A 21422-nucleotide genomic window follows, 5' to 3' on the forward strand; every position below is an offset into this window, starting at 1 on the left:
TCATACTTATGGTCTAAATTCACTACGTATCCACGTATACTGAAATGAACGTTTTTTGGGACAAAGGGGGATTTACTTACATGTATGAAAAATGGAAAACCGCTTTCCTTACCATATCAACGCTATTTTTAACCTTTTCTCTTGTACTCCACCCCCAAGCCGCTTTGCAAGCTTCTATTCGCGGGTTAAATATATGGTGGGAAGTTGTATTCCCTTCACTACTACCGTTTTTCATCATTGCGGAACTTCTAATTAGTATCGGTGTTGTAAAATTTATTGGCGTTATATTAGAACCACTCATGCGCCCACTTTTTCGCGTTCCAGGGATAGGTGGATTTGTTTGGGCCATGGGAATGGCTTCTGGTTTCCCTGCAGGCGCCAAATTAAGCGCTAGACTACGAAAAAGCAATCTTTTAACTCAGATTGAAGCGGAGCGCCTCGTTTCTTTCACAAATTCTTCTAATCCACTTTTTATTTTCGGTGCTGTGTCTATCGGTTTTTTTAATAATCCGAAATTAGGAATTATATTAGCGGCTGCCCATTATTTCAGTAACTTTGCCGTCGGATTAATTATGCGTTTTTACGGACATAATACCGCTTACAAAAATAACACACACACTACAAAAAAACGCCGCTTTCAAAATCCTTTTTTAATTCTTCACGAGACACGCTTACAAGAAAAAAGGCCAATCGGTAAATTACTTGGGGATGCTATCGTTTCTTCTATTCAAACATTACTTATGATTGGCGGATTTATTATTTTATTCTCTGTGTTAAATAAAATGATTACTGTATTCCACATTACAGCAGCTCTTTCTTTTATTATGCAACATATTTTATCATTCTTCCAACTAAGTACAGATTTTAGTATACCTATATTATCAGGTATTTTCGAAATGACACTCGGAAGCCAAATGATTAGTCAAATAAATGAAACACCGCTCTTACAACAAGCTATGGTAACAAGCTTCATTTTAGCATTTAGCGGTCTTTCTATTCAGGCACAAGTTGCTAGCATATTAGCTGAAACAGATATCCGATTTAAACCCTATTTTTTCGCACGAATTATTCAAAGTATTCTTGCCCCTATTTTTACATTTGTATTTTGGACACCATTTTATGAGAAAGTGAGTTCTTTCTCACCTATACCAAAAGATATTCCTGTATTTTTATCCAAGCATCCTTCTATACTACATGAAATTTGGACATCTTTTATACATTACGGACCAATTTTTACATTATTTTGTCTATACTTATATATTATTTTATTATTTTTGCGCACGTATAAAGAAAAACCCCGTTCACTTTAACGGGGTTTGAAACTTTTCTTTTAAAGCACGCTCCACAATAGGAGGTACAAGATCTACTACACTTCCTCCATACCTCGCAACTTCTTTCACAATACTCGAGCTTAAAAATGAATATTGGTTGTTTGTCATAATAAAAAATGTTTCAATATTTTCATCTAATTTTCGATTCATAGAAGTAATTTGCATCTCATATTCAAAATCAGAAACTGCTCGTAAACCACGTAATATTGCATTTGCATTACGCATTTTTGCATACTCTACTAACAGCCCACTATGCGAATCTACTTTTACATTCGGGATATCCTTTGTCGCTTCTCGAATTAGTTCTAATCGCTCTTCAACTGAAAAGAATGGTTTTTTTGATGAATTGTTTAAAACGACTACGTACACCTCATCAAATACTTTTGCTCCCCTTTTAATAATATCCAGATGCCCAAGGGTAATTGGATCAAAACTTCCTGAAGAAATAGCTATACTTGTCATTCTGTCCCCTCACCTTCATACTTATAAATCGATATTGCAGTAATCCCATAATTCTCAGCTCGTACTTTCACAAGCCTGCCTATTGAATTCGGTAAAACCACATCATTACCATGCTCTGCCATAATTAATCCATCACTATGTAGTAATCCATGTTGATCCATTACACTAATTAAAGATACAATTTTTTGCTCTTTATATGGAGGATCTATTAATATAAGATCGAATGACATTTCACGTTTTATTAGCGCCTTTACTGCACGTTCCGCATCATTTCGATATACTTCAGCTTGTTCCTGTATTCTACAGCTTTCTAAATTTTGATGAATCACTTTTATCGCTTTACTATCCCTATCAACAAAAATTGCTTTATCGATCCCTCTACTCAAAGCCTCAATTCCAAGACCACCACTACCGCCAAATAAATCAAGGGCGATACCACCATCAAAATAAGGGCCTATCATATTAAAAATAGATTCTTTTACTTTATCTGTCGTTGGACGTGTTGTATTACCAGGAACCGCTTTAAGTGGGTGTCCTTTACATTTTCCTGAAACTACTCTCATCTGTTGTCACTACCTTTATTTCAATCTATCGAGCGATTATTGAAAGCCATTTCTACTTCGGTAACCGTTAACAAATTACATTCACCTAAATATTAGAAAACTCAGCATCAAATAACCACTCGTTATTTTTATGTATTCATCTCATCATTCACTAAAGTGAATCCAATATGTATATTAGTTCCACTTTATCTTTTTTATCCTATCACAAAATAAAAAAAAGAAAAATAAAAAGCCCAACATAAAATTTAATTTCATTATGTATATCTTCATTTAGATTGGACATAAATAATTATAACAACATCACCTTCGATGTTGTTGCCAACCGCGGAGAAGACTTACGTTTCCCCATAAGTTCTTCCTCCGGTTTCTCCTCTCCCTTTGCCTTCTTACTAGCACATGCTAGTATAAGAAGGGCCCTGCTATGCAGGGTTTTTTTCTTTGTGTGCTTTTCATTTAAAAAGTGAAATGGTACAGTAAAAGAAAGAGGAGGAAAAAATATGATTCAGCGCTTTATAGAACTTGGAGAAGGCTACTCTGATTTATATGAATTACTTGAAATTGCCAAAACAAATCAAGAACGTATAGCACATATGTTACAATTTGAAACGATAAAAAACGATAAAAAAGTGTGTTCGCTTGTTGTAATATTAAAACCAACTACTACTGGTGATTTCCAGCCATTATACATATGTCGTGAAGGCATTCCTGTATTTGAAAATAAAAAAAGTAAACGTGTCGTTTTATTTGAAGAAACGGCAGAACAACTTGAGAAAAAAGTGGCTACCTTTACTGTAAAACCATCTACAACTTTCCCAGAAAAAGAACTATTTTTTAATCATTTAATTGGTATTTTACGAATGAATAATTTCATTCCTCCGATGAAATAACACTATATTTCAAGTGAAAAATCCCCCGCTAAATTTAGCAGGGGATTTTTTCTATTAGCTATAATCGTATTCTTTTGCTCGATCAGGACGGGAATTTTCAAATTCCGTTTTTAAATACGGGCGATACGACTGTTCTATCTTTTTCACAAAAGGAAGTTTGTTCAACTTATGCATCATATGCTCAATTTGTTCCATATCACAATATACTACAGCATATTTTAATCGTTTTGATATGTAATGTATGTTACCATATTTCCTTAAAATCTTGGCATGTTTCAATGAATGTAAATAAACAATCATACTTTGTCGTTGCCCGAACATAATCTTCTCCATCTTCTCCTTTTAAAAACATATATTTTATATTCTATGAAAACCAATCAGAAATTTATAACATTACAGGACAAACTCTGTATACGTTTTCTTCCAACTTCTAAAAAACGGGGTACATCACCCCGTTTTTTTACAACCACAACCTCCGCCAGTACCACAACCTCCACCACAACCACCAGCATCAAAGAATGGATTTCCTGTTGGCACTTTAATGGAAGAAGACACTTCCGAACCGATTGCTACACTAACTTCGTCTAATAACTTCTGCAAAGCAGTTTCTGCTCTTTTAAAAGCTGCAACCTTATCATGTAAGTCCACAGAACGCTTTAATTCTCTCATTTTCATCGACACGGTAGTATAGTCAGGATGGTATTTTCCAAAACGCTGTACTTCCTCATACCGTTCTTTCATCGCTGTAAATTGCTGAATTAACGTCTGAAGTTCCATATCTTCATGTAATTCTCTATAATACTTACGATAATCTTCTGCTATATCTGAACAGATAATCGCTTTTGCAAGCTGCTCTGCCTTATCTAATATTAATACGCTTTCTAGCGTCGCTACAATCATGAGAGACACCTCCGAGTATCCATCATACCACATTTAGATTAGAACTACTAATTGAAGTGACTTACTCAAAAGAAAGATATAATGAAACTATTTTCACACTATATCCGTACACACTTATACATTAATATGTTCCGCTATATTATATTTAAGAACATCCCATTTCCCACTATTTTGTTTCACATAACTAATACACGCATTTTTTAATGGTGTCTTAAATGTAATTTCATCTGGTTCAATGGCATGTAAAATCGCTTTTATCGCGTGTGAGTGAGCAACAATAATAATACGTTTGCCAAAATGAGTTGTTGCAACATCTTCTAAAGCAGCAAAGCAACGAGCTACAATCTCTTCATCTTGCTCCATACCTTCTACTTTCCCCTCAGCAATCAACTCTCTAACAGCCGCAACTGGCTTCCCTGAAGCTTCTCCAAAATTCCGTTCAACAAATCGCTCATCTAATAAAATCGATTGTAATCCAGCCGCCTTTGCGATTTCACTAGCCGTTTCTTGCGCTCTAATTAATGGGCTACTTATAATGATATCCCACGTTTCTTCTTGTAAAGCAGCTGCACTTTGACTCGCTTGCTTCTTACCAACTTCATTAAGCGGAATATCTTCTCGCCCTTGAATAATTTCTTGAAAATTCCAATCAGTTTGTCCATGTCGTACTAAACAAATTTCCGTCATGCTGCAACTCCTTTTTAAATAATCAACCTCTATTGTAACAAAAGTTCTGCATGACGGACATATTTTTCACTTCCAATTAGGTTGCATTTTGTTGCTTCATATACTGAAACATATCAATCATAATCGAAGCAACGGCCAATTGATTTTGAAACTTTTCCACTTTATCTGGTATTGTTTTTTTGAAATGTTGCATCGCCGCTAACTCAAAAGCCTCTTTTTCTTCAGGATTTCGTGTTAATTTTCTATACCAGTACGGTTGCTCTCTAATATAGCGAGATAAATCCTCATCAGCCTTTATAAACTCCATAATTTCTGCTCTCATCATCTTTCCCCCTAATCCTTTTGAAAGAAAAACGGGTTATTTTCTGAAGTACTTTGTTCTTGCTGCGTACGGTTACCTTGAAATTGCTGAATAACTTGTTGCACGCTCCCAATAGCACTCGTCACATTGGCTAAATGGTTCTGCATTTGTTCCACGTCCAACTTTTTAAAAAAAGAAAGCATTTGCCCCATCACATCAGCAGTTTTTTCCTCTTCAGTTCGATTATCTTTTTCTTTTTTATTTTCTTTTACCGAAGAAAACGCAGGCGCTCCATCCGGTCTATAAGTTGCCCATATTGGATCTTCTTCACCAAGTAAGTACCATTCTTCATAAAATTGTTGCCATGTTTTGTGACCACTTCTAACCTCATGAACCATTTTAGGGTGATGGTTTACAAATTCTTTAAACTGTTGAACCGATGGATGTAACGGTCCTTTTGTTGTTGGCATAATCCTCACCTCTCCATGTATATCTACTATATAGTAAGAAAAAAAAGGCACATGGTTCGCCTATTTTCAGACGATTCATGCACCTTTTTTTCTGCTATTTGCATACGGTCAGATTCCCACCTACAATTCAGTGAATACGAAGTAACTAATTAGGTGATATAACACCCCACCGCTTACAGTTTCGCTTTATTTTCGAATAAAGTTTTGTGTATAAAATTTATCGTATACACCAACACCTAATCCTGTAAATTGTTCATTTAATAAATTCTTTCTATGCCCCTCACTATTTAACCAACCTTGCACTGCCGCAATTCCATCACTATGTTGCGCCGCTATGTTCTCACCAGCAAGTTGAAATCCTACTTTCCCGCGTTGCAAACGATCTCCTAGCGTACCTAATGTAGGTGAGTCATGAGAAAAATAATTATTGTCTTTCATATCTTTACTGTGACCAACAGCAACATCTGCTGTTTCCTGATCCCATGTTAATAATGATAATTTATGACGACTTCGAATGATATTTGTTAAATCAAAAATTTGTTGCATATTCCCATTTTCTACTTGTTTTATTTTTTCTGGAGTCAATGGTTGTTCTGCTATTAATTCACCTGAATAAACGAGCTGATACGGTTTTTGGCGTAATAATGTTTCATCATCCATATAACGAACACCCACAAGCTCATGTGTAAATTGATCAAAATACAATTGCGCCCATCCATCTTCTACAGGTATTAACGGTTGTTCCATGACTTCGGTATCAGATAGTTCAAATTGATAATTATTTTTCCCTCTTTTTAATGAAATTTCATGCGAAGGCGGACTTTTTTTATATACTTCTTCATATTTTTCATTTATATAATAAGGTGGAACCTTAACTTGTTCACCAGCAGCATACGCCGTTACAACTTTACGTTCAGAAACTCCAAATTGAGCATACTGAGTTAAATCCTGATTGTATACCCACCATTCATATCCGTATGCAGACGGCTCTATTCGAGAGGGTTCTCCCCACTTCGCCAATAAATTTTCAGAGTCTTCACCAATCATATTTAAAACAGTATCTGAGGAGTCTTCCTTAATTTGCTTTTTCTTTTTCACAATTTTATTTTCTTGCTTTGATTGAGATGGGGTTAATATATATTGTGAAACGAGTAATTTTCCGTATAAATCAACAGCTAAAATTAAAAATGTAATCATTACGATACGCAATAATTTCTTCAAACGATATACCTCCTGAACAAAACATAAAATTGAGATATACACAAATCCTTTTCTTTCTTTTTGTGTGTACCGTACTCTTTTCACTATATCATATTTTCGTGAAAAAAGTCTGGATTATCCCTTTTCTCTCAATATGAATTGCACTTTCTCATTATTCATACTATTATAAAAATAATGGTGTAACATTAAAAAAGGAGGTATTATATGCAATTTTCAAATACGAAATTTAATGGAGCCGTCGTTGAATTAACTCTTTTAACTGAAATCATGGAAAACAACCACTTCGTACTTGCTGGACAGTGGGATTATGAACGGGTTACATACGATTATAAATTTGAAATATTAAAGGATATTTATTATTTACGAGTGCAAGGAGTTGCTGTTGAAGGTGACATCGGCAGTAGACACGCTGAAGTAAAACTACTCCCCCCCTTATTAGGAAAACATTATTATCCTCACGGCGTTGAATATGGTGATGATGAGACTTTCCCAACGAACGTACTTCAAAAAAGCGAACAACTCCTACAAAATGTCGAAAAAGAGTTAAAAGAATTTCAAATTATTGATTAACAAAAACAAGCGCATCAATATGATGCGCTTGTTTTCAGGCTGTGGAGAAAGTCTTCTCCACAGCCTGTTTTTGTGTCTGAACCTCTTTTTATGTGTCAACACTGATAAAAAGAGGTAAAGGAGAGATTTTTTATGATGGGTGCTTTAAAAAATCATCGTGATGAACGTGTATCTGTTTCTGTAGAAGAGTTGGTTCCACAAAATCATTTCCTTCGTGCGATCGAAGCGACAATTAGTTTTGATTTTATTGAAGAGAAGTTACGCCCTTATTACTGTGAAAACAATGGACGTCCGTCAATCCATCCTATCGTTTTATTTAAAATGATGTTTATTGGATATTTTTACGGTATTCGTTCGGAGCGTCAATTGGAAAAAGAGATTAAAACGAATATCGCCTACCGTTGGTTTTTAGGGTTTTCTCTATCAGATACTATTCCAGATCATTCTACAATCAGTTGGAATCGTCGTACTCGCTTTATTCATACAAATATTTTCGAAGAAATTTTTGATGAGATCGTGAGGCAAGCGACAGAGCACCGGATGGTGGGAGGACGTGCGCTGATGACAGATTCTACGCACATTAAGGCCAATGCTAATAAAAATAAGTTTGTACATAAATATAAAAAAGAAAAGGCAAAGTTTTATATAGATGAACTAGAAGCTGCGGTAATTGAAGATCGTGAGGTACACGAAAAAAAGAATTAAAACCTAGAAAGGAAAGTGATACTCCCACTAAAAAAACTCGTATAAGTACTACGGATCCAGATAGTGGATTTTTAATGAGAGATGGAAAACCGAACGGTTTTCATTTCTTAGACCATCGTACGACTGATGCGAAGTACAATATTATTACAGATACTTATGTAACGGCTGGAAATATGGCAGATTCCGAGCCATATTTAGCACGTCTACAAGCTCAAATTGATAAATTCGGATTTAAAGTGGAAGCTGTAGCTCTTGATGCAGGCTATTTTACAGGGTATATCTGTAAGAAATTATCGGAGAGAAATATATTTATGGTGATGGGGTATCGCCGATTTGGAAAACGAAATAAAGAAGTACCAAAAAGCCAATTTAAATATGTAGAAGAAATGAATGCATTTGCTTGTCCGATGGGGTGTATTTTAGAGTATGCGACAACGGATCGTGAAGGATATCGTCACTATAAATCCAACCCAGAAGACTGCGCTGTTTGTCCGCTACGTGAGGTATGTTTTTCAAAGAAACAAAAACAAAAAGTTATCACTCATCATATATGGGAGAAATATAAGGATATCGCTAGAAAAAACAAACTAACAGTTACAGGGAAAAAGTTGTACAAAGTACGCTGTTCAACTATAGAGCGAAGCTTTGCGGACGCCAAAGAACTACATGGCTATCGATATGCTCGATTTCGGGGGCTGAAGTCTGTCCAAATGCAGGCTTATCTTACCGCAACTTGTCAAAACATGAAAAAAATAGCCCTCCATCTGACCAAAAAAGGTCTGGTGGAGGGCTATTTTTTTGAAACTCTATTATTTTATGTTGTTTTTATTCGCTAAAATCAAAATGATTCCAGAGTGTGGGGAACCCTAAAGGGTTTCCCAACACTCTGAAAACAAGCGCATCAATATGATGCGCTTGTTTTATTTCCCTTCCCTAAGAATGAATCGTTTTTTTTACTGGATATCCATAAATAGATCCATCTTTTACTTTAATCTCATCTTCCCAAGGAACCTTATATTTACCTTCAGCTAAATCTTTTACAAACGTATATGGATTTTCTTTCACCCCACCAGGAGTTGCTACATAACCTCTTGAGCCTAAATTATATATATTATTTTCTAATCCCCACCCTAATCTAGCCTGATCTGCTAGTTCTGGATATACTTCAGCAGTAACAATCTCCCAAGGATTTCGATGTCCCTGTACTAAAGTAGTCCCATCAAAATTACATACTTGTCCCTCACCAAAGTAATAAAATACACCATCATAACCCGCTAAGTTTACCGACAATGTATACATTAAATTTTGCCATGCATTTGAACGATTAGTTAGCATCCATTGTTCACTAACTTGTGTGCTATATCCAGAAATACGAATTAAGACATTTGCACCTTTATAGGCCGCTTCACGAGCTACTTCAGGGAACATGCCATCATGACAAATACAAACAGCTAATTTACTTCCTCCAGGTCCATCACAAACAGGTAAGCCTAAATCTCCAGCTTTCCAAGGCTCGACTGGTACCCAAGGATTTAGCTTACGATACTTCAAAATCATTTCACCTTGTGGATCAATAATAACTGCTGTATTATATGGCTCTCCACCACCAGGATTTTTTTCCATTATCGAAAAAACACCATATACTTTAGATTCTTTACATGCCTCAGCAAATAAGTCGGTTTCTGGCCCAGGCACTGTACATAAAAATTCTTCTGTAGTCCATTTTTTTGTATTGAGCCCTTGTGTACTATATTCAGGAAATACTATCAATTCTAATCCAGGGTAACCTGATTTGGTCGAATGAATTGTTTTTATGATTTGTTGAATTTGTTTATCAATGTCTGCACGTGACTCTACTACTGGTACTGGATATTGAATTAGCGCTGTCAAAAAACCACTAATCGGCTTTACCATACTTCCACTACTACCCATTTAAATTCCCCCTTAAAATAGTTCGTGTTTATTAAAGATAACAATATATATTTGTAACTCTCTAAAAAACTTGCACTACATATGGAATTATTACGCATGAAAGCTAGTAGTAAATTTTATATCCACTTTTAGTACACGCCTACACTAACTTAACATAAATAATTAGAAAATTCAATCTTTTATAAACGGTAAAACTAAAAAGAAAAAGCGTATGGAATCCCATACGCTTTTTTTACTTAGTTTGTAAATACGGCGGCAATTGTTGCAACTGCTCCTTATCCTTTTCACGTTCTCTACGTGCCCATCTAAAGAATACATAGCCTATAATTGTACCGTACACTATTTCCTGGACAATTTTCATTATGATACCACCAGTTTGCTGGTCTTGTACGACTGGCATCCAGTGCAAAAATTCCGGTCCCGTTATATTTAAATCTGATAAAGTGCCCGCTGGTACACATAGTTCCATCGCTTTCATCCAAGCAGCCGGATCCGTATACGTTGCAAATAACGGGGCTGTCGCAAAAATGATTAACGCACAAGCTGGCGTTAATAATATACCATTAGCAAACATGTAACCAAGTTTCTTTATATCACTTAACGTTTGATATTCTGGTAATGGATTTAACATCGGCCACCACATCATGATTGCTGTAAAAAACAATATAGCGAGACAAATAGGATGAGCTATTTGACTTTGTTTTACCGTATCAAAAACAACTGGTAAATGATAAAAAGAAAACAGGCCGTTAAATACAAACAACGCAATAAGTGGTTTAGCAAATACCTTTAATATAATTTGAACGAACTTAAAAGAAGTAATGTAACGATATAACCAAATCGGTATACCAAGCAACAGTAACGGTGGCACTGCAATATACATGACCGCCATTTCAAACATATGAGCACTAAATATAATATGGCCAATTAAATCAATTGGCCCTCCCTTTACAAAATACAAAAGAACAATACCAGTCGTAAAATAAAAAATTTGCTTCTTACTTACCTTCGTCGCATTTTCAAATCGCATTCTATATGGACCAACAATTAAGAAGTACCCAATAAGAATCGACAGCATAAATATTAAAAAGATTGGACTCCATAAAGCCTGAAAACCAAATATCCACAAGTTACTCATTTTCACACCTACCTTCGTAAGGTTATCCATAATATGAAGAGGGAGCTGTGACAACACAAGCTCCCTTATTTTTCACTTTTCAAATCCAGACGATTGTCATAAATGCTAAAATTGTAATTAACCCTATTAGCAGACCAGAGTATAGAAAGAAACTTGCTGCTTCATGTCCTTTATGACTCATATGCATAAAATAATACAATTGAAAAATTACTTGTACGACTGCTAATAGTAAAATAAATGGAACAGAGAAAGTCGGACTAAAAGTTTTTGGATACGCCACCGCTACAAATGCAACTAATGTTAAAAAAATCATTAATGCAAACGTAATAACTTGATGCTTCATTTCCTCCGCACTTTTTCTCTTCCGATAAACAAGATCAACTTTAGGATTATTCGTTTGCTTTATCGCCATTGTTTATCCCACCATTCCCATTAAATATACTACAGTGAAAATAAACACCCAAACTACGTCAATAAAGTGCCAATAAATCGATGCAACATAAAACTTCGGTGCATTGTATAAATTTAGACCTCTCTTCGCATTTCTAAAGATTAATGTTAAAATCCAACATAACCCAAACAATACGTGGAGTCCATGTGTACCAACAAGAGCATAAAACGCAGAGCCAAACGCACTACTTCTCATAGTATGCTTAAATTCATGTGTATAATGATAAAACTCATATATCTCAAACCCTAAAAACCCTAAACCTAGCAATACAGTTACTAGTAACCAAAGTTGCATTTTCTTAAAGTTAAAGTTTTTCATGTGATACATCGCATATACACTCGTTAAGCTACTCGTTAATAAAAGCATCGTCATAATGAAAACGAGTGGCATTTGGAACATCTCTTGAGATGTTGGTCCACCATTTGTAGAATTCTTTAACGCTAAATATGTGCCAAATAAGGAAGCGAACAACACTGTTTCGCCTCCAAGAAATAACCAAAAACCGACAAACTTATTTTTCCCTTCAAGGGTTGCTTTTTCAGGCTCTGCTGGAAATGTTTCATTCGTTAATTTTTCATCTACATGCATTATGCCTTGCCCCCCTTATCATCTAAATCTTCTTTATGAATATGATATCCATGATCATCGATTACTGAACGTAGGAACATTGCGCCAAATGTAATGATTAAACCAATAATTGCTACTAATAACCAGAACTTATCTTTTCCACCCTGCATATACATTGCACCAAATGCCGCTATAAACAATCCGAAAGAAATGACAAATGGTGAAAACGAAGGATTTGGCATATGAATATCACCAACTGGTTCCGCTGCTGTCATCTCTTTATTACCTTCACGTTTTTCAATCCAAAACGGATCTAATCCGCGAACAAATGGTAATTGTTTAAAGTTATATTCTGGTGTCGGTGCTGGCATTGTCCATTCTAATGTACGTGCATCCCACGGATCACGACCAGCTTTTTCTTTTGATACTGTCGTTTTAATTACATTGAATAGAAGAACAATAGTCCCAAGAGCCATAAACACCGCTCCAATAGAACTAATCATATTCCCCATTTCCAACCCTTGCCCTTCAAGATATGTGTAGTAACGGCGCGGCATACCAATCAAGCCAAGGAAATGCTGAATAAAGAACGTTAAATGGAAACCAATAAAGAATAGCCAAAACGTTATCTTTCCTAATGTTTCATTTAATACTTTATTAAACATCAGTGGCCAATAATAATGAGCTCCTGCAAGTAAACCAAATACAACACCGCCAACGATTACATAATGAAAATGTGCTACTACGAAATAGTTATCATGAAATTGATAATCAGCTGGTGCAGATGCTAGCATAACCCCTGTAACTCCACCCATTACGAATGATGGAATGAAAGCTACTGCCCACATCATTGGTGTCGTAAAACGAATACTTCCGCCCCACATTGTAAAGAGCCAGTTGAATATTTTGATACCAGTCGGAACCGCAATCGCCATTGTTGCAACTGAGAAAATAGCATTAGCAACTGGACCAAGTCCAACAGTAAACATATGATGCGCCCATACCATAAATCCTAAAAATCCAATTAATACAGTCGCAAACACCATCGATGAATAACCAAACAATCGTTTTTTCGAAAATGTCGCGAATATTTCTGAGAATATTCCGAAAGCTGGGAGTATAAGAATGTATACTTCTGGATGACCGAAAATCCAGAATAAATGCTCCCATATAATTGTATTCCCGCCCAATGCTGGATTAAAGAAACTTGTTCCAAATAAACGATCTAACATTAAAAGTCCTAATCCTACAGTTAACGGTGGAAAAGCGAATAATATAAGCGAAGATGTTACAAATGTCGTCCATGTAAACATCGGCATACGCATATACGTCATTCCTGGCGCACGCATATTAATAATGGTTACAAGGAAGTTAATACCTCCAATTAATGTACCAATACCTGAGATTTGCAAACCGAGTACATAGAAATCAACACCATGACCTTTAGAGGCTAAAGCTAAAGATGCATAAGATGTCCATCCTGCATCAGGTGCTCCACCTAAAAACCAACTTAAATTTAAAAATACTCCACCAAAGAAAAATAACCAAAATCCGAGTGAATTCAAAAACGGGAACGCTACATCACGTGCACCAATTTGAAGTGGTACAGCGGCGTTCATAAATGCAAACACGAGTGGCATAGCTGCGAGGAAAATCATTGTTGTACCGTGCATCGTCAATACTTGATTATAAGCATCCCCAACAAGAAAAGCGTTGTTAGGAATCGCTAATTGAAGGCGAATAAATAGAGCTTCTATTCCGCCTATTACAAAAAACAATCCACCTGCAATTAAATAGAGAATGGCAATCTTTTTATGGTCTACTGTCGTTAAATAATCCCATATGACAGCACCCATCCCCTGTTTTTTTGCTACAGAACTCACGTTTTCAACCTCCCCTTCGCGAATAATCCCTCTTTACTTTTCAACTTTTAACGTTTGTAAGTATGCATTTAATGCATCAATTTGATCATCCGTTAAGTTGCCATATTTGCCAGTCATTTTGTTTCCTGGCTTCATATTTTCAGGATCTTTCAGCCATTTTTTTAAGTTTTCTTCATTGTTTTCGGCAATACCGGCAACCATATCGCGATCCGCAAAGTTTGCTAAGTTTGGTGCGATACGAGCGGAAGGTGGTCTACTATCATTAGATCCAACTGCGTGACAACCAATACAGCTTTTATTAAATATTTCTTGGCCCTCTTGCGCCTTTGTTGAAGCTACTTCTTTCTTCCCATCAATCTTCTTCATATCAGCAAGCCAATTTTTGTACTCGCTTTCATCTAAAGCTTTCACTTTAAATTGCATTAAAGAATGTGATGGGCCGCAAAATTCTGTACAAAAACCATTATAAGTGCCCGATTTATCTGCCTTTAACCACATTTTGTTCACATTGTCTGTATTTGTATCCATTTTCCCAGCTAAAGATGGAACCCAAAATGAGTGTTTAATATCGGCACCCTTCAAATTTAAATATACTTTCTTACCTGTGGGGATGACTAAATCTTGCGAAGTTACTATCTTTTCTGATTTATAAGAAAATTCCCACCAATAAAGATTCGCTGTTACATCAACAACGATAGTATCTTTATCAATATTCTTTTTCTCCATCGCACTTACATCAGCAAGTTTGAATGTATATGTAACCGTTGGAACAGCTAAGATTAGTAAAAGAATAATCGGAATAACTGTCCATATAATTTCTAGTTTGTGATTCCCTTCAACTTGCTCTGGAATATAATCTTCCTGACCTTTCTTTTGTCGGAAACGCACAATTACATACAAGAAAATAATAGTAACTACTAGTACTACTCCTACCATGATTGCACTCGCCAGTAGAAGTAAATCATATTGCATTTTTGCTACTTCTCCTTGCGGAATTAAAGTAGATTGAAAGGCTTTACCGCATCCCCCTAACAGTAAAGCCAGCAGTGAAACGAACGAAAGCAGTCGCCACTGTTTCTTCATACAAACAACCCCCACTTTCCTTGTGAATTAGATTGTACTTTATAGTTAAGTAAAGTAAATCTCAACGTAAAGAAATCCAATTATGTCGTTGTCTTAGAAGAATGTAACTACAATCATTGATACAAATAAGATTGTTAAATAATTTAGGGAATAAACAAACATTTGCACGGACCATTTTATGTCATCTTTCTTACGGAAGCCATAAAATCCTAAAGCGATCCATCCGATGTTAAGCAGTGTTGCAATTACCATAAATGTTATCCCTAGTCCACTCATATAAAATGGTAGTGGTAATAAACATACTGTCCAAATCATAATTTGGCGTTTCGTAATTTCAAATCCATGAACTACAGGAAGCATTGGAATTCCTGCATTTCGATATTCATCAACACGTTTCATCGCTAATGCAAGGAAATGTGGGATTTGCCAAATAAACATAATTAAAAATAACATCCAAGCAATTGGATGACCTAAAGATGGATCGATTGCTGCCCATCCAATTAAAGGTGGAACTGCTCCAGATATACTACCTACAACAGTATTTAGTGTATACTTTCTCTTTGTCCATAAAGTATATAGGACAACATATGTGAAAGCACCAATAAATCCCATTAAAACTGCCATTGGTGTTGTTAATAATAAGAATACAAATCCAAGAAGTAATATAACTAGTCCAAATGTAAGTGCAAATCCTGGTTTATACTTTCCAGTAACCGTTGGACGAGTCTTTGTTCTTTCCATTAACGGATCGATGTCTCTATCGATGTAGTTATTTAAACAACATACCCCCGCCATAATTAATCCAGAACCAACGATTGTAAAAAATAGCTTATCCAGATTGTCCATCACACTTAATCCATTAAAGTGTAACGCCAACCAAAATCCTGTAAATACAGTAAGTGTATTTGAGTTTACAATCCCCATTTTAACGAGTGCTGATAAATCTTGTAACCGAGTTGTTTCCGGTACACTTGTAACAGCGGACTCATCATGCAGCTCACTTGTTGCATGGTTCATCACTCTAACCCCCTCTTAAAACTTTCATCTTTCTTTTTGCGCCTATTTCAAATGAAATAATTCGCTTCTATATAGCAATATTATTACAGTAGAAACATTGTTAACCCATTCTACTACTAATCTACGCCCATACTCCAATATATTAAATCATATTTCCCGAACATTTTGTGAAGAAAACATGAACTTTTTGTGTCGAATATAAAAAACTTCATTCTGACTTGTCCTTATCATAACATGATGTTACATTCTATAATAAACTATTTTCTCCTATTTAACACGTATTCTCCCCATTTCTTTTCAAAATAGCCTATTTTTCACCTAAATTTTTCCTTGCGAACCCTGTTTTCACACCTATTTTCTCTCCCTTGTCTTCCTCCTCCATTTCTTTGCTATTTTATTATTTTTTATATATCATAGGAACTAGCGCGTTTTATTCTATACATAATGGAATGAAAATATTTCGCAATAACTTCATAGCAGAAAGATGGTGAAAGAGATTGCAACGCTTTATTAAATGGTTAGCAGTCATTACAAGCCTTGATTTATTAATAGTTTTATTAGGAGGCGCTTTAGTTACAAAAACAGGTTCTGGTCAAGGTTGTGGTAAATCATGGCCACTTTGTAACGGTGAATTTGTTCCATCTAATTTATCAATGGAAACTATTATTGAACTTAGCCACCGATTAACATCAGGATCAGCTGGAATTCTTGTCACTCTCCTTTGTATTTTGTCCTGGAAATATTATAAACATGTGCGTGAAACAAAAACGTTAGCAATTTTATCCTTCGTATTTTTAGTTGCACAAGCATTAATGGGAGCAGCAGCAGTTGTTTGGGGACAAATGCCAGCTGTACTTGCTATCCATTTCGGTATTTCCTTAATTTCATTTGCTTCTGTCATTTTATTAACGTGTCTTATCTTTGAAATTGACCAAAAATTTGATGCACGTTCACTTATTATGGACAAAAAAATGAAATTTCATATTTATGGTGTAACAATTTACAGTTATATCGTCGTCTACACAGGTGCTTTAGTACGTCACGAACGAGCTAGCTTAGCTTGTCCAGATTTTCCTTTATGTAGCAAAAACAGACCTATGCCAACTCAACTACATGAATGGGTTCAAATGGGCCATAGGGTTGCAGCGATGTTAATTTTCGCTTGGATACTATACGCGATGGTTCTCGCTATTCGCCATTACAAGCAGCAACCTGTAGTATATTGGGGATGGATCATTTCATTTATCCTTGTTACACTTCAAGCTGTAGTAGGAGTTTTAGTTGTATTTACAAACGCTAGTTTAGCGATGGCATTGTTACATTCTCTATTCATTTCTTGCTTGTTTGCCGTACTATGCTATTTAGTTATGTTAGGAACAAGAAGTAAAGTGAATGCAAAAGAAGCCGGATCAACTTCTAAACAAACAAAATAATTTAAAACTAAAATCCCTTGCCAATTCGGCAAGGGATTTTTTGCAATAAAGAAAAGAGCTGTATTTACACAGCTCTTTTCTTTATTTTAGTGATCTAATTCAATAAGTAAATCACCCGTTTGAATTGCATCACCATCGTTAACATATACTTTTTTCACTTTACCATTGAACGGCGCTTGAACTGTCGTTTCCATTTTCATCGCCTCTGTAATTGCCATAGAATCGCCTTTTTTCACTTCATCGCCTTCTTTTACAACTACTTTAATTACCGTTCCTGGCATTGTTGCACTAATGTGATTTGGATTTTCACGGTTTCCTTTCACACGTTGTGCAACTGTTGCTTTCACATTCTCGTCTTTCACGACAATTTCACGTGGTTGACCATTAAATTCCAAGTAAAGGACACGATTTCCATCCGGCTGTGGTTCTCCAATTGATACAAGTTTAACCATCAATGTCTTACCTTGTTCAATTTCCACATCAATTTCTTCACCGAGTCTCATACCATAGAAGAACGTCGGTGTATCAAGTACAGATACATTTCCATAAAGCTCAGCAACTTTTTCATAGTCCATAAATACTTTTGGATATAATGCATATGCAACTACATCAAAAATTGTTACTTCGCGTCCAAGTTTATGGAATAATTCTTCTTTTAACGCGTCGAAATCTACTGGCTCTAGTAGTTCACCTGGTCTTACTGTTAACGGCTCTTTCCCTTTTAAAATAATCTTTTGCAATTCTTTCGGGAAACCACCGTACGGTTGACCTAAATCACCAGAGAACATTTCAACAACAGATCCCGGGAAGTCCAAAGCATGTCCACGCTCTAAAACATCTTGTTCTGTCAGGTGGTTTTGAACCATAAATAATGCCATATCGCCAACAACTTTTGATGACGGTGTTACTTTTACAATATCTCCAAACATGTCATTCACACGACGGTACATTACTTTCACTTCATCGAAGCGATCTCCTAAACCAACCGCCTTCGCTTGTTGCTGAAGATTACTATACTGTCCACCTGGCATTTCATGCATATATACCTCTGTGTGAGGTGCATTCATACCACTTTCAAACGGTGCATAGTATTTGCGTACATCTTCCCAATAATGAGATAGCTTTTCTAAAGAATCGATATTAACATCTGGTTGTCTTTCATTTCCACCTAGTGCATAGAATAATGTGTTCGCACTCGGTTGTGACGTTTGACCAGCCATAGAACTCACCGCTACATCGACAATATCAACACCTGCTTCAATTGCCTTCGTATACGTTAATATACCATTTCCACTCGTATCGTGCGTATGCAGGTGAATCGGAATTGATACCGTCTCTTTTAATGCTGAAACTAAATCATATGCTGCGTTTGGTTTTAGTAAGCCAGCCATATCTTTAATACCTAAAATGTGAGCTCCCGATGCTTCCAACTCTTTTGCTAAGTTTTTATAATAATTCAAATCATATTTACTACGTAATGGATCATGAATATCTCCTGTGTAGCACATTGTTGCTTCTGCAATTTTACCAGTATCTCGTACAGCATCAATTGCAACTCTCATGCCTTCTACCCAATTTAAACTATCAAAAATACGGAATACATCAATGCCAGCTTGAGCAGAACATTCCACAAATTTTTGGATTAAATTATCTGGATAGTTTTTGTATCCAACTGCGTTTGAAGAACGAAGTAACATTTGGAATAACACGTTCGGCATTTTTTCACGAAGATCTAGTAATCGTTCCCATGGATCTTCTTTTAAGAAACGATACGCAACATCAAACGTTGCACCGCCCCACATTTCCGCTGAGAATAGGTTCGGTAACATTCTCGCTGTTGGCTCTGCAATTTGATGTAAATCTTTTGTACGAATACGAGTTGCAAGTAATGACTGATGTGCATCACGGAATGTTGTATCCGTCAAAAGTACACGTTTTTGATCCTGTACCCAATTTACTAATCCGTCCGCTCCACGCTCATCCAAAATTTGTTTCGTGCCATTTTGGATTGGCTCTGAGTGTAGTACATTCGGTATACGAGCATCTGGAAAAATTGGTTTCTCTTTTTTCCCTACTCCTGGGAAGCCATTTACTGTTACTGAACCAATATAATTTAACATTTTCGTTCCGCGGTCTTTACGTTTTGGGAACAAGAATAGTTCAGGTGACACATCAATAAACGAAGTATCATATTCTCCTGATAAAAAGTTTTTATGTTTTACTACATTCTCTAGGAATGGAATATTTGTTTTAATACCACGAATACGGAATTCTTTTAAGTTACGTTCCATTTTTGCAGCTGCTTGCTCAAAAGTAAGTGCCCAAGTTGTAACTTTTACAAGTAAAGAATCGTAGTACGGTGTAATAACTGCACCTTGGAAGCTATTTCCTGTATCAAGACGCACACCAAAACCACCGCCTGATCGATACGCCATAATTTTTCCTGTATCCGGCATAAAATTATTTAGAGGATCTTCAGTTGTTACACGAGATTGAATTGCAAATCCATGCACAACTACTTCCTCTTGCTTCGGCACACCTACCATTTTGCTATGTAATGAATGTCCATCAGCTATTAAAATTTGTGATTGAACGATATCTACTCCTGTAATCATTTCTGTAATCGTATGTTCTACTTGAACACGTGGATTTACTTCAATGAAGTAAAACTCATCATCTTTTACAAGGAATTCTACTGTTCCTGCATTTAAATAGTTTACATTTTTCGTTAACTTCACAGCAGCATCACAAATACGCTGACGCAAATCATCTGAAAGTGATACACTCGGTGCTATTTCTACAACTTTTTGATGACGACGTTGTACAGAACAGTCACGCTCGTATAAATGAACAACATTGCCTTCTTCATCTGCTAAAATTTGTACTTCTATATGTTTAGGTTTTTCAACGAATTTTTCGACGTAAACTTCATCATTACCAAAGGCTGCTTTCGCTTCTGATTTCGCTCGATTATATGATTCTCCTAATTCCTCACTAGTACGCACAATACGCATACCACGACCGCCACCACCAAGGGACGCTTTAATAATAATCGGGTAATCATACTTTTCAGCAAATTTTTCGACTTCTTCTAATGAATCTACTGGACCATCACTACCAGGTATAACTGGGATTTGTGCTAGCTGCGCTTGTGTTCTTGCTTTCACTTTATCTCCAAACATATCTAAATGCTTACTTTTCGGACCGATAAAGATAATTCCTTCTTCTTCGCAACGTTTCGCGAATTGAATATTTTCTGACAAGAAACCATATCCAGGGTGGATTGCATCTACATGATTACTTTTTGCAATCTCAATAATGCCTTCAATATCTAGATAAGCATCAATTGGTTTTTTTCCTTCCCCAACTAAATAGGACTCATCGGCTTTATAGCGATGATAAGAACCACTATCCTCTTTAGAATAGATTGCAACTGTTTTTAATCCTAGTTCCGAACAAGCTCGAAACACACGAATTGCAATCTCTCCACGGTTAGCTACCAATACTTTTTGAATACGTTGCAGCTTTGTCATGATTTTCCCCCTCTACTTTCCTACCACTCTAGAGATAAAATATATACACACCTTAAAAAGCGTGAAGTTCTTCACTTTCCACATTATATTATACTTAGAAAGCTTCACTTTATTTTTATCCATCATACCTTATTTTTTAACAAATGATAAGTTTTCTGTTCAATTTGTTTCACAAAAATAGTATAGCATACCTCTTCCTTTTCTAACAACTTAATTGTATATCACATTTTAACTAATGTGATACATTTTTTAACTAAAAGAGAAATTAATACATCACATTTAAAACTA

21 protein-coding genes are annotated in these 21422 nt (G+C 35.9%); 5 read left to right on the forward strand and 16 right to left on the reverse strand.

Annotated features, from left to right (window positions below):
• Positions 1-80: 80 nt before the first annotated feature.
• A complete protein-coding gene (gene ylbJ / locus JFU02_RS10945) occupies positions 81-1310 on the forward strand; it encodes a sporulation integral membrane protein YlbJ (RefSeq protein WP_000273087.1) in 1230 nt (409 codons plus the stop codon).
• Here ylbJ and coaD read toward each other — a convergent pair.
• Positions 1302-1793, reverse strand: a complete 492-nt coding sequence (coaD, locus tag JFU02_RS10950; RefSeq protein WP_000200601.1) for a pantetheine-phosphate adenylyltransferase — start codon at positions 1791-1793, stop codon at positions 1302-1304. The two genes, ylbJ and coaD, sit on opposite strands and share 9 nt — an antisense overlap.
• Positions 1790-2356, reverse strand: a complete 567-nt coding sequence (gene rsmD, locus JFU02_RS10955) for a 16S rRNA (guanine(966)-N(2))-methyltransferase RsmD (RefSeq protein WP_001266977.1) — start codon at positions 2354-2356, stop codon at positions 1790-1792. Before rsmD ends, coaD begins: the two co-directional genes overlap by 4 nt.
• Before the next feature lie 497 nt (positions 2357-2853).
• Here rsmD and JFU02_RS10960 point away from each other — a divergent pair, with 497 nt between their 5' ends.
• A complete protein-coding gene (locus tag JFU02_RS10960) occupies positions 2854-3243 on the forward strand; it encodes a DUF7147 family protein (protein ID WP_201071019.1) in 390 nt (129 codons plus the stop codon).
• 54 nt (positions 3244-3297) lie between these two features.
• Here JFU02_RS10960 and JFU02_RS10965 read toward each other — a convergent pair whose 3' ends face one another.
• The 6 genes from JFU02_RS10965 to JFU02_RS10990 form a co-directional block, all read right to left on the reverse strand.
• The gene (locus JFU02_RS10965; protein ID WP_002082261.1) at positions 3298-3564 is read right to left on the reverse strand and encodes a YlbG family protein; all 267 of its coding nucleotides are present in this window, start codon (positions 3562-3564) and stop codon (positions 3298-3300) included.
• 126 nt (positions 3565-3690) lie between these two features.
• A complete protein-coding gene (locus tag JFU02_RS10970) occupies positions 3691-4143 on the reverse strand; it encodes a YlbF/YmcA family competence regulator (protein ID WP_000634366.1) in 453 nt (150 codons plus the stop codon).
• Between the two features lie 114 nt (positions 4144-4257).
• Complete coding sequence (locus JFU02_RS10975; RefSeq protein ID WP_000134948.1) at positions 4258-4830, reverse strand: histidine phosphatase family protein; 573 nt, start codon at positions 4828-4830, stop codon at positions 4258-4260.
• Between the two features lie 76 nt (positions 4831-4906).
• Positions 4907-5152 carry a YlbE-like family protein gene (locus JFU02_RS10980; protein ID WP_001200990.1) on the reverse strand — a complete coding sequence of 82 codons (246 nt, stop codon included), beginning with the start codon at positions 5150-5152 and terminating at the stop codon, positions 4907-4909.
• Positions 5153-5163: 11 nt separating this feature from the next.
• A complete protein-coding gene (locus tag JFU02_RS10985; RefSeq protein ID WP_001143346.1) occupies positions 5164-5601 on the reverse strand; it encodes a YlbD family protein in 438 nt (145 codons plus the stop codon).
• Positions 5602-5787: 186 nt separating this feature from the next.
• Entirely contained in the window at positions 5788-6822 is a 1035-nt protein-coding gene (locus tag JFU02_RS10990) for a CAP domain-containing protein (protein WP_000735373.1), read from the reverse strand.
• Between the two features lie 204 nt (positions 6823-7026).
• Between JFU02_RS10990 and JFU02_RS10995 the strand changes: the two genes are divergently transcribed.
• On the forward strand, positions 7027-7392 hold the full coding sequence (locus tag JFU02_RS10995; protein ID WP_098867536.1) for a YugN family protein: 366 nt from the start codon (positions 7027-7029) through the stop codon (positions 7390-7392).
• 132 nt (positions 7393-7524) lie between these two features.
• A protein-coding gene (locus JFU02_RS11000; RefSeq protein ID WP_201071021.1) for an IS1182 family transposase occupies positions 7525-8933 on the forward strand; the annotation gives its coding sequence in 2 pieces (ribosomal slippage) (positions 7525-8083 and positions 8083-8933; 1410 coding nt in all).
• A 97-nt stretch (positions 8934-9030) separates the two neighbouring features.
• On the opposite strand, the gene JFU02_RS11005 is transcribed toward JFU02_RS11000, so the two are convergent.
• From JFU02_RS11005 to ctaB, 7 genes are all read right to left on the reverse strand, one after another.
• Positions 9031-10029: a formamidase gene (locus JFU02_RS11005; RefSeq protein ID WP_000535808.1), complete on the reverse strand. Its 999-nt coding sequence runs from the start codon at positions 10027-10029 to the stop codon at positions 9031-9033.
• Positions 10030-10261: 232 nt separating this feature from the next.
• Positions 10262-11167, reverse strand: coding sequence for a cytochrome c oxidase assembly factor CtaG (gene ctaG, locus JFU02_RS11010; protein WP_061666433.1), 906 nt, complete (start codon positions 11165-11167; stop codon positions 10262-10264).
• Positions 11168-11246: 79 nt separating this feature from the next.
• A complete protein-coding gene (gene ctaF / locus JFU02_RS11015; protein ID WP_000985703.1) occupies positions 11247-11579 on the reverse strand; it encodes a cytochrome c oxidase subunit IVB in 333 nt (110 codons plus the stop codon).
• A gap of 3 nt (positions 11580-11582) precedes the next feature.
• Entirely contained in the window at positions 11583-12206 is a 624-nt protein-coding gene (ctaE, locus tag JFU02_RS11020) for a cytochrome c oxidase subunit III (protein ID WP_000557861.1), read from the reverse strand.
• The gene (gene ctaD / locus JFU02_RS11025; RefSeq protein WP_153577875.1) at positions 12206-14041 is read right to left on the reverse strand and encodes a cytochrome c oxidase subunit I; all 1836 of its coding nucleotides are present in this window, start codon (positions 14039-14041) and stop codon (positions 12206-12208) included. The genes ctaE and ctaD overlap by 1 nt, the downstream gene beginning before the upstream one ends.
• Before the next feature lie 60 nt (positions 14042-14101).
• Positions 14102-15151, reverse strand: a complete 1050-nt coding sequence (gene coxB, locus JFU02_RS11030; protein WP_000745273.1) for a cytochrome c oxidase subunit II — start codon at positions 15149-15151, stop codon at positions 14102-14104.
• A 93-nt stretch (positions 15152-15244) separates the two neighbouring features.
• On the reverse strand, positions 15245-16168 hold the full coding sequence (gene ctaB / locus JFU02_RS11035; protein WP_001015060.1) for a protoheme IX farnesyltransferase: 924 nt from the start codon (positions 16166-16168) through the stop codon (positions 15245-15247).
• A 497-nt stretch (positions 16169-16665) separates the two neighbouring features.
• Here ctaB and ctaA point away from each other — a divergent pair, with 497 nt between their 5' ends.
• Positions 16666-17601 (forward strand): heme A synthase, encoded by a 936-nt coding sequence (ctaA, locus tag JFU02_RS11040; protein ID WP_086407630.1) that lies wholly within the window; start codon positions 16666-16668, stop codon positions 17599-17601.
• Positions 17602-17687: 86 nt separating this feature from the next.
• On the opposite strand, the gene pyc is transcribed toward ctaA, so the two are convergent.
• Entirely contained in the window at positions 17688-21134 is a 3447-nt protein-coding gene (gene pyc / locus JFU02_RS11045) for a pyruvate carboxylase (protein ID WP_000164059.1), read from the reverse strand.
• Positions 21135-21422: the final 288 nt, after the last annotated feature.

This window comes from Bacillus sp. TH13, from assembly GCF_016651175.1.
GTDB lineage: Bacteria > Bacillota > Bacilli > Bacillales > Bacillaceae_G > Bacillus_A > Bacillus_A thuringiensis_S.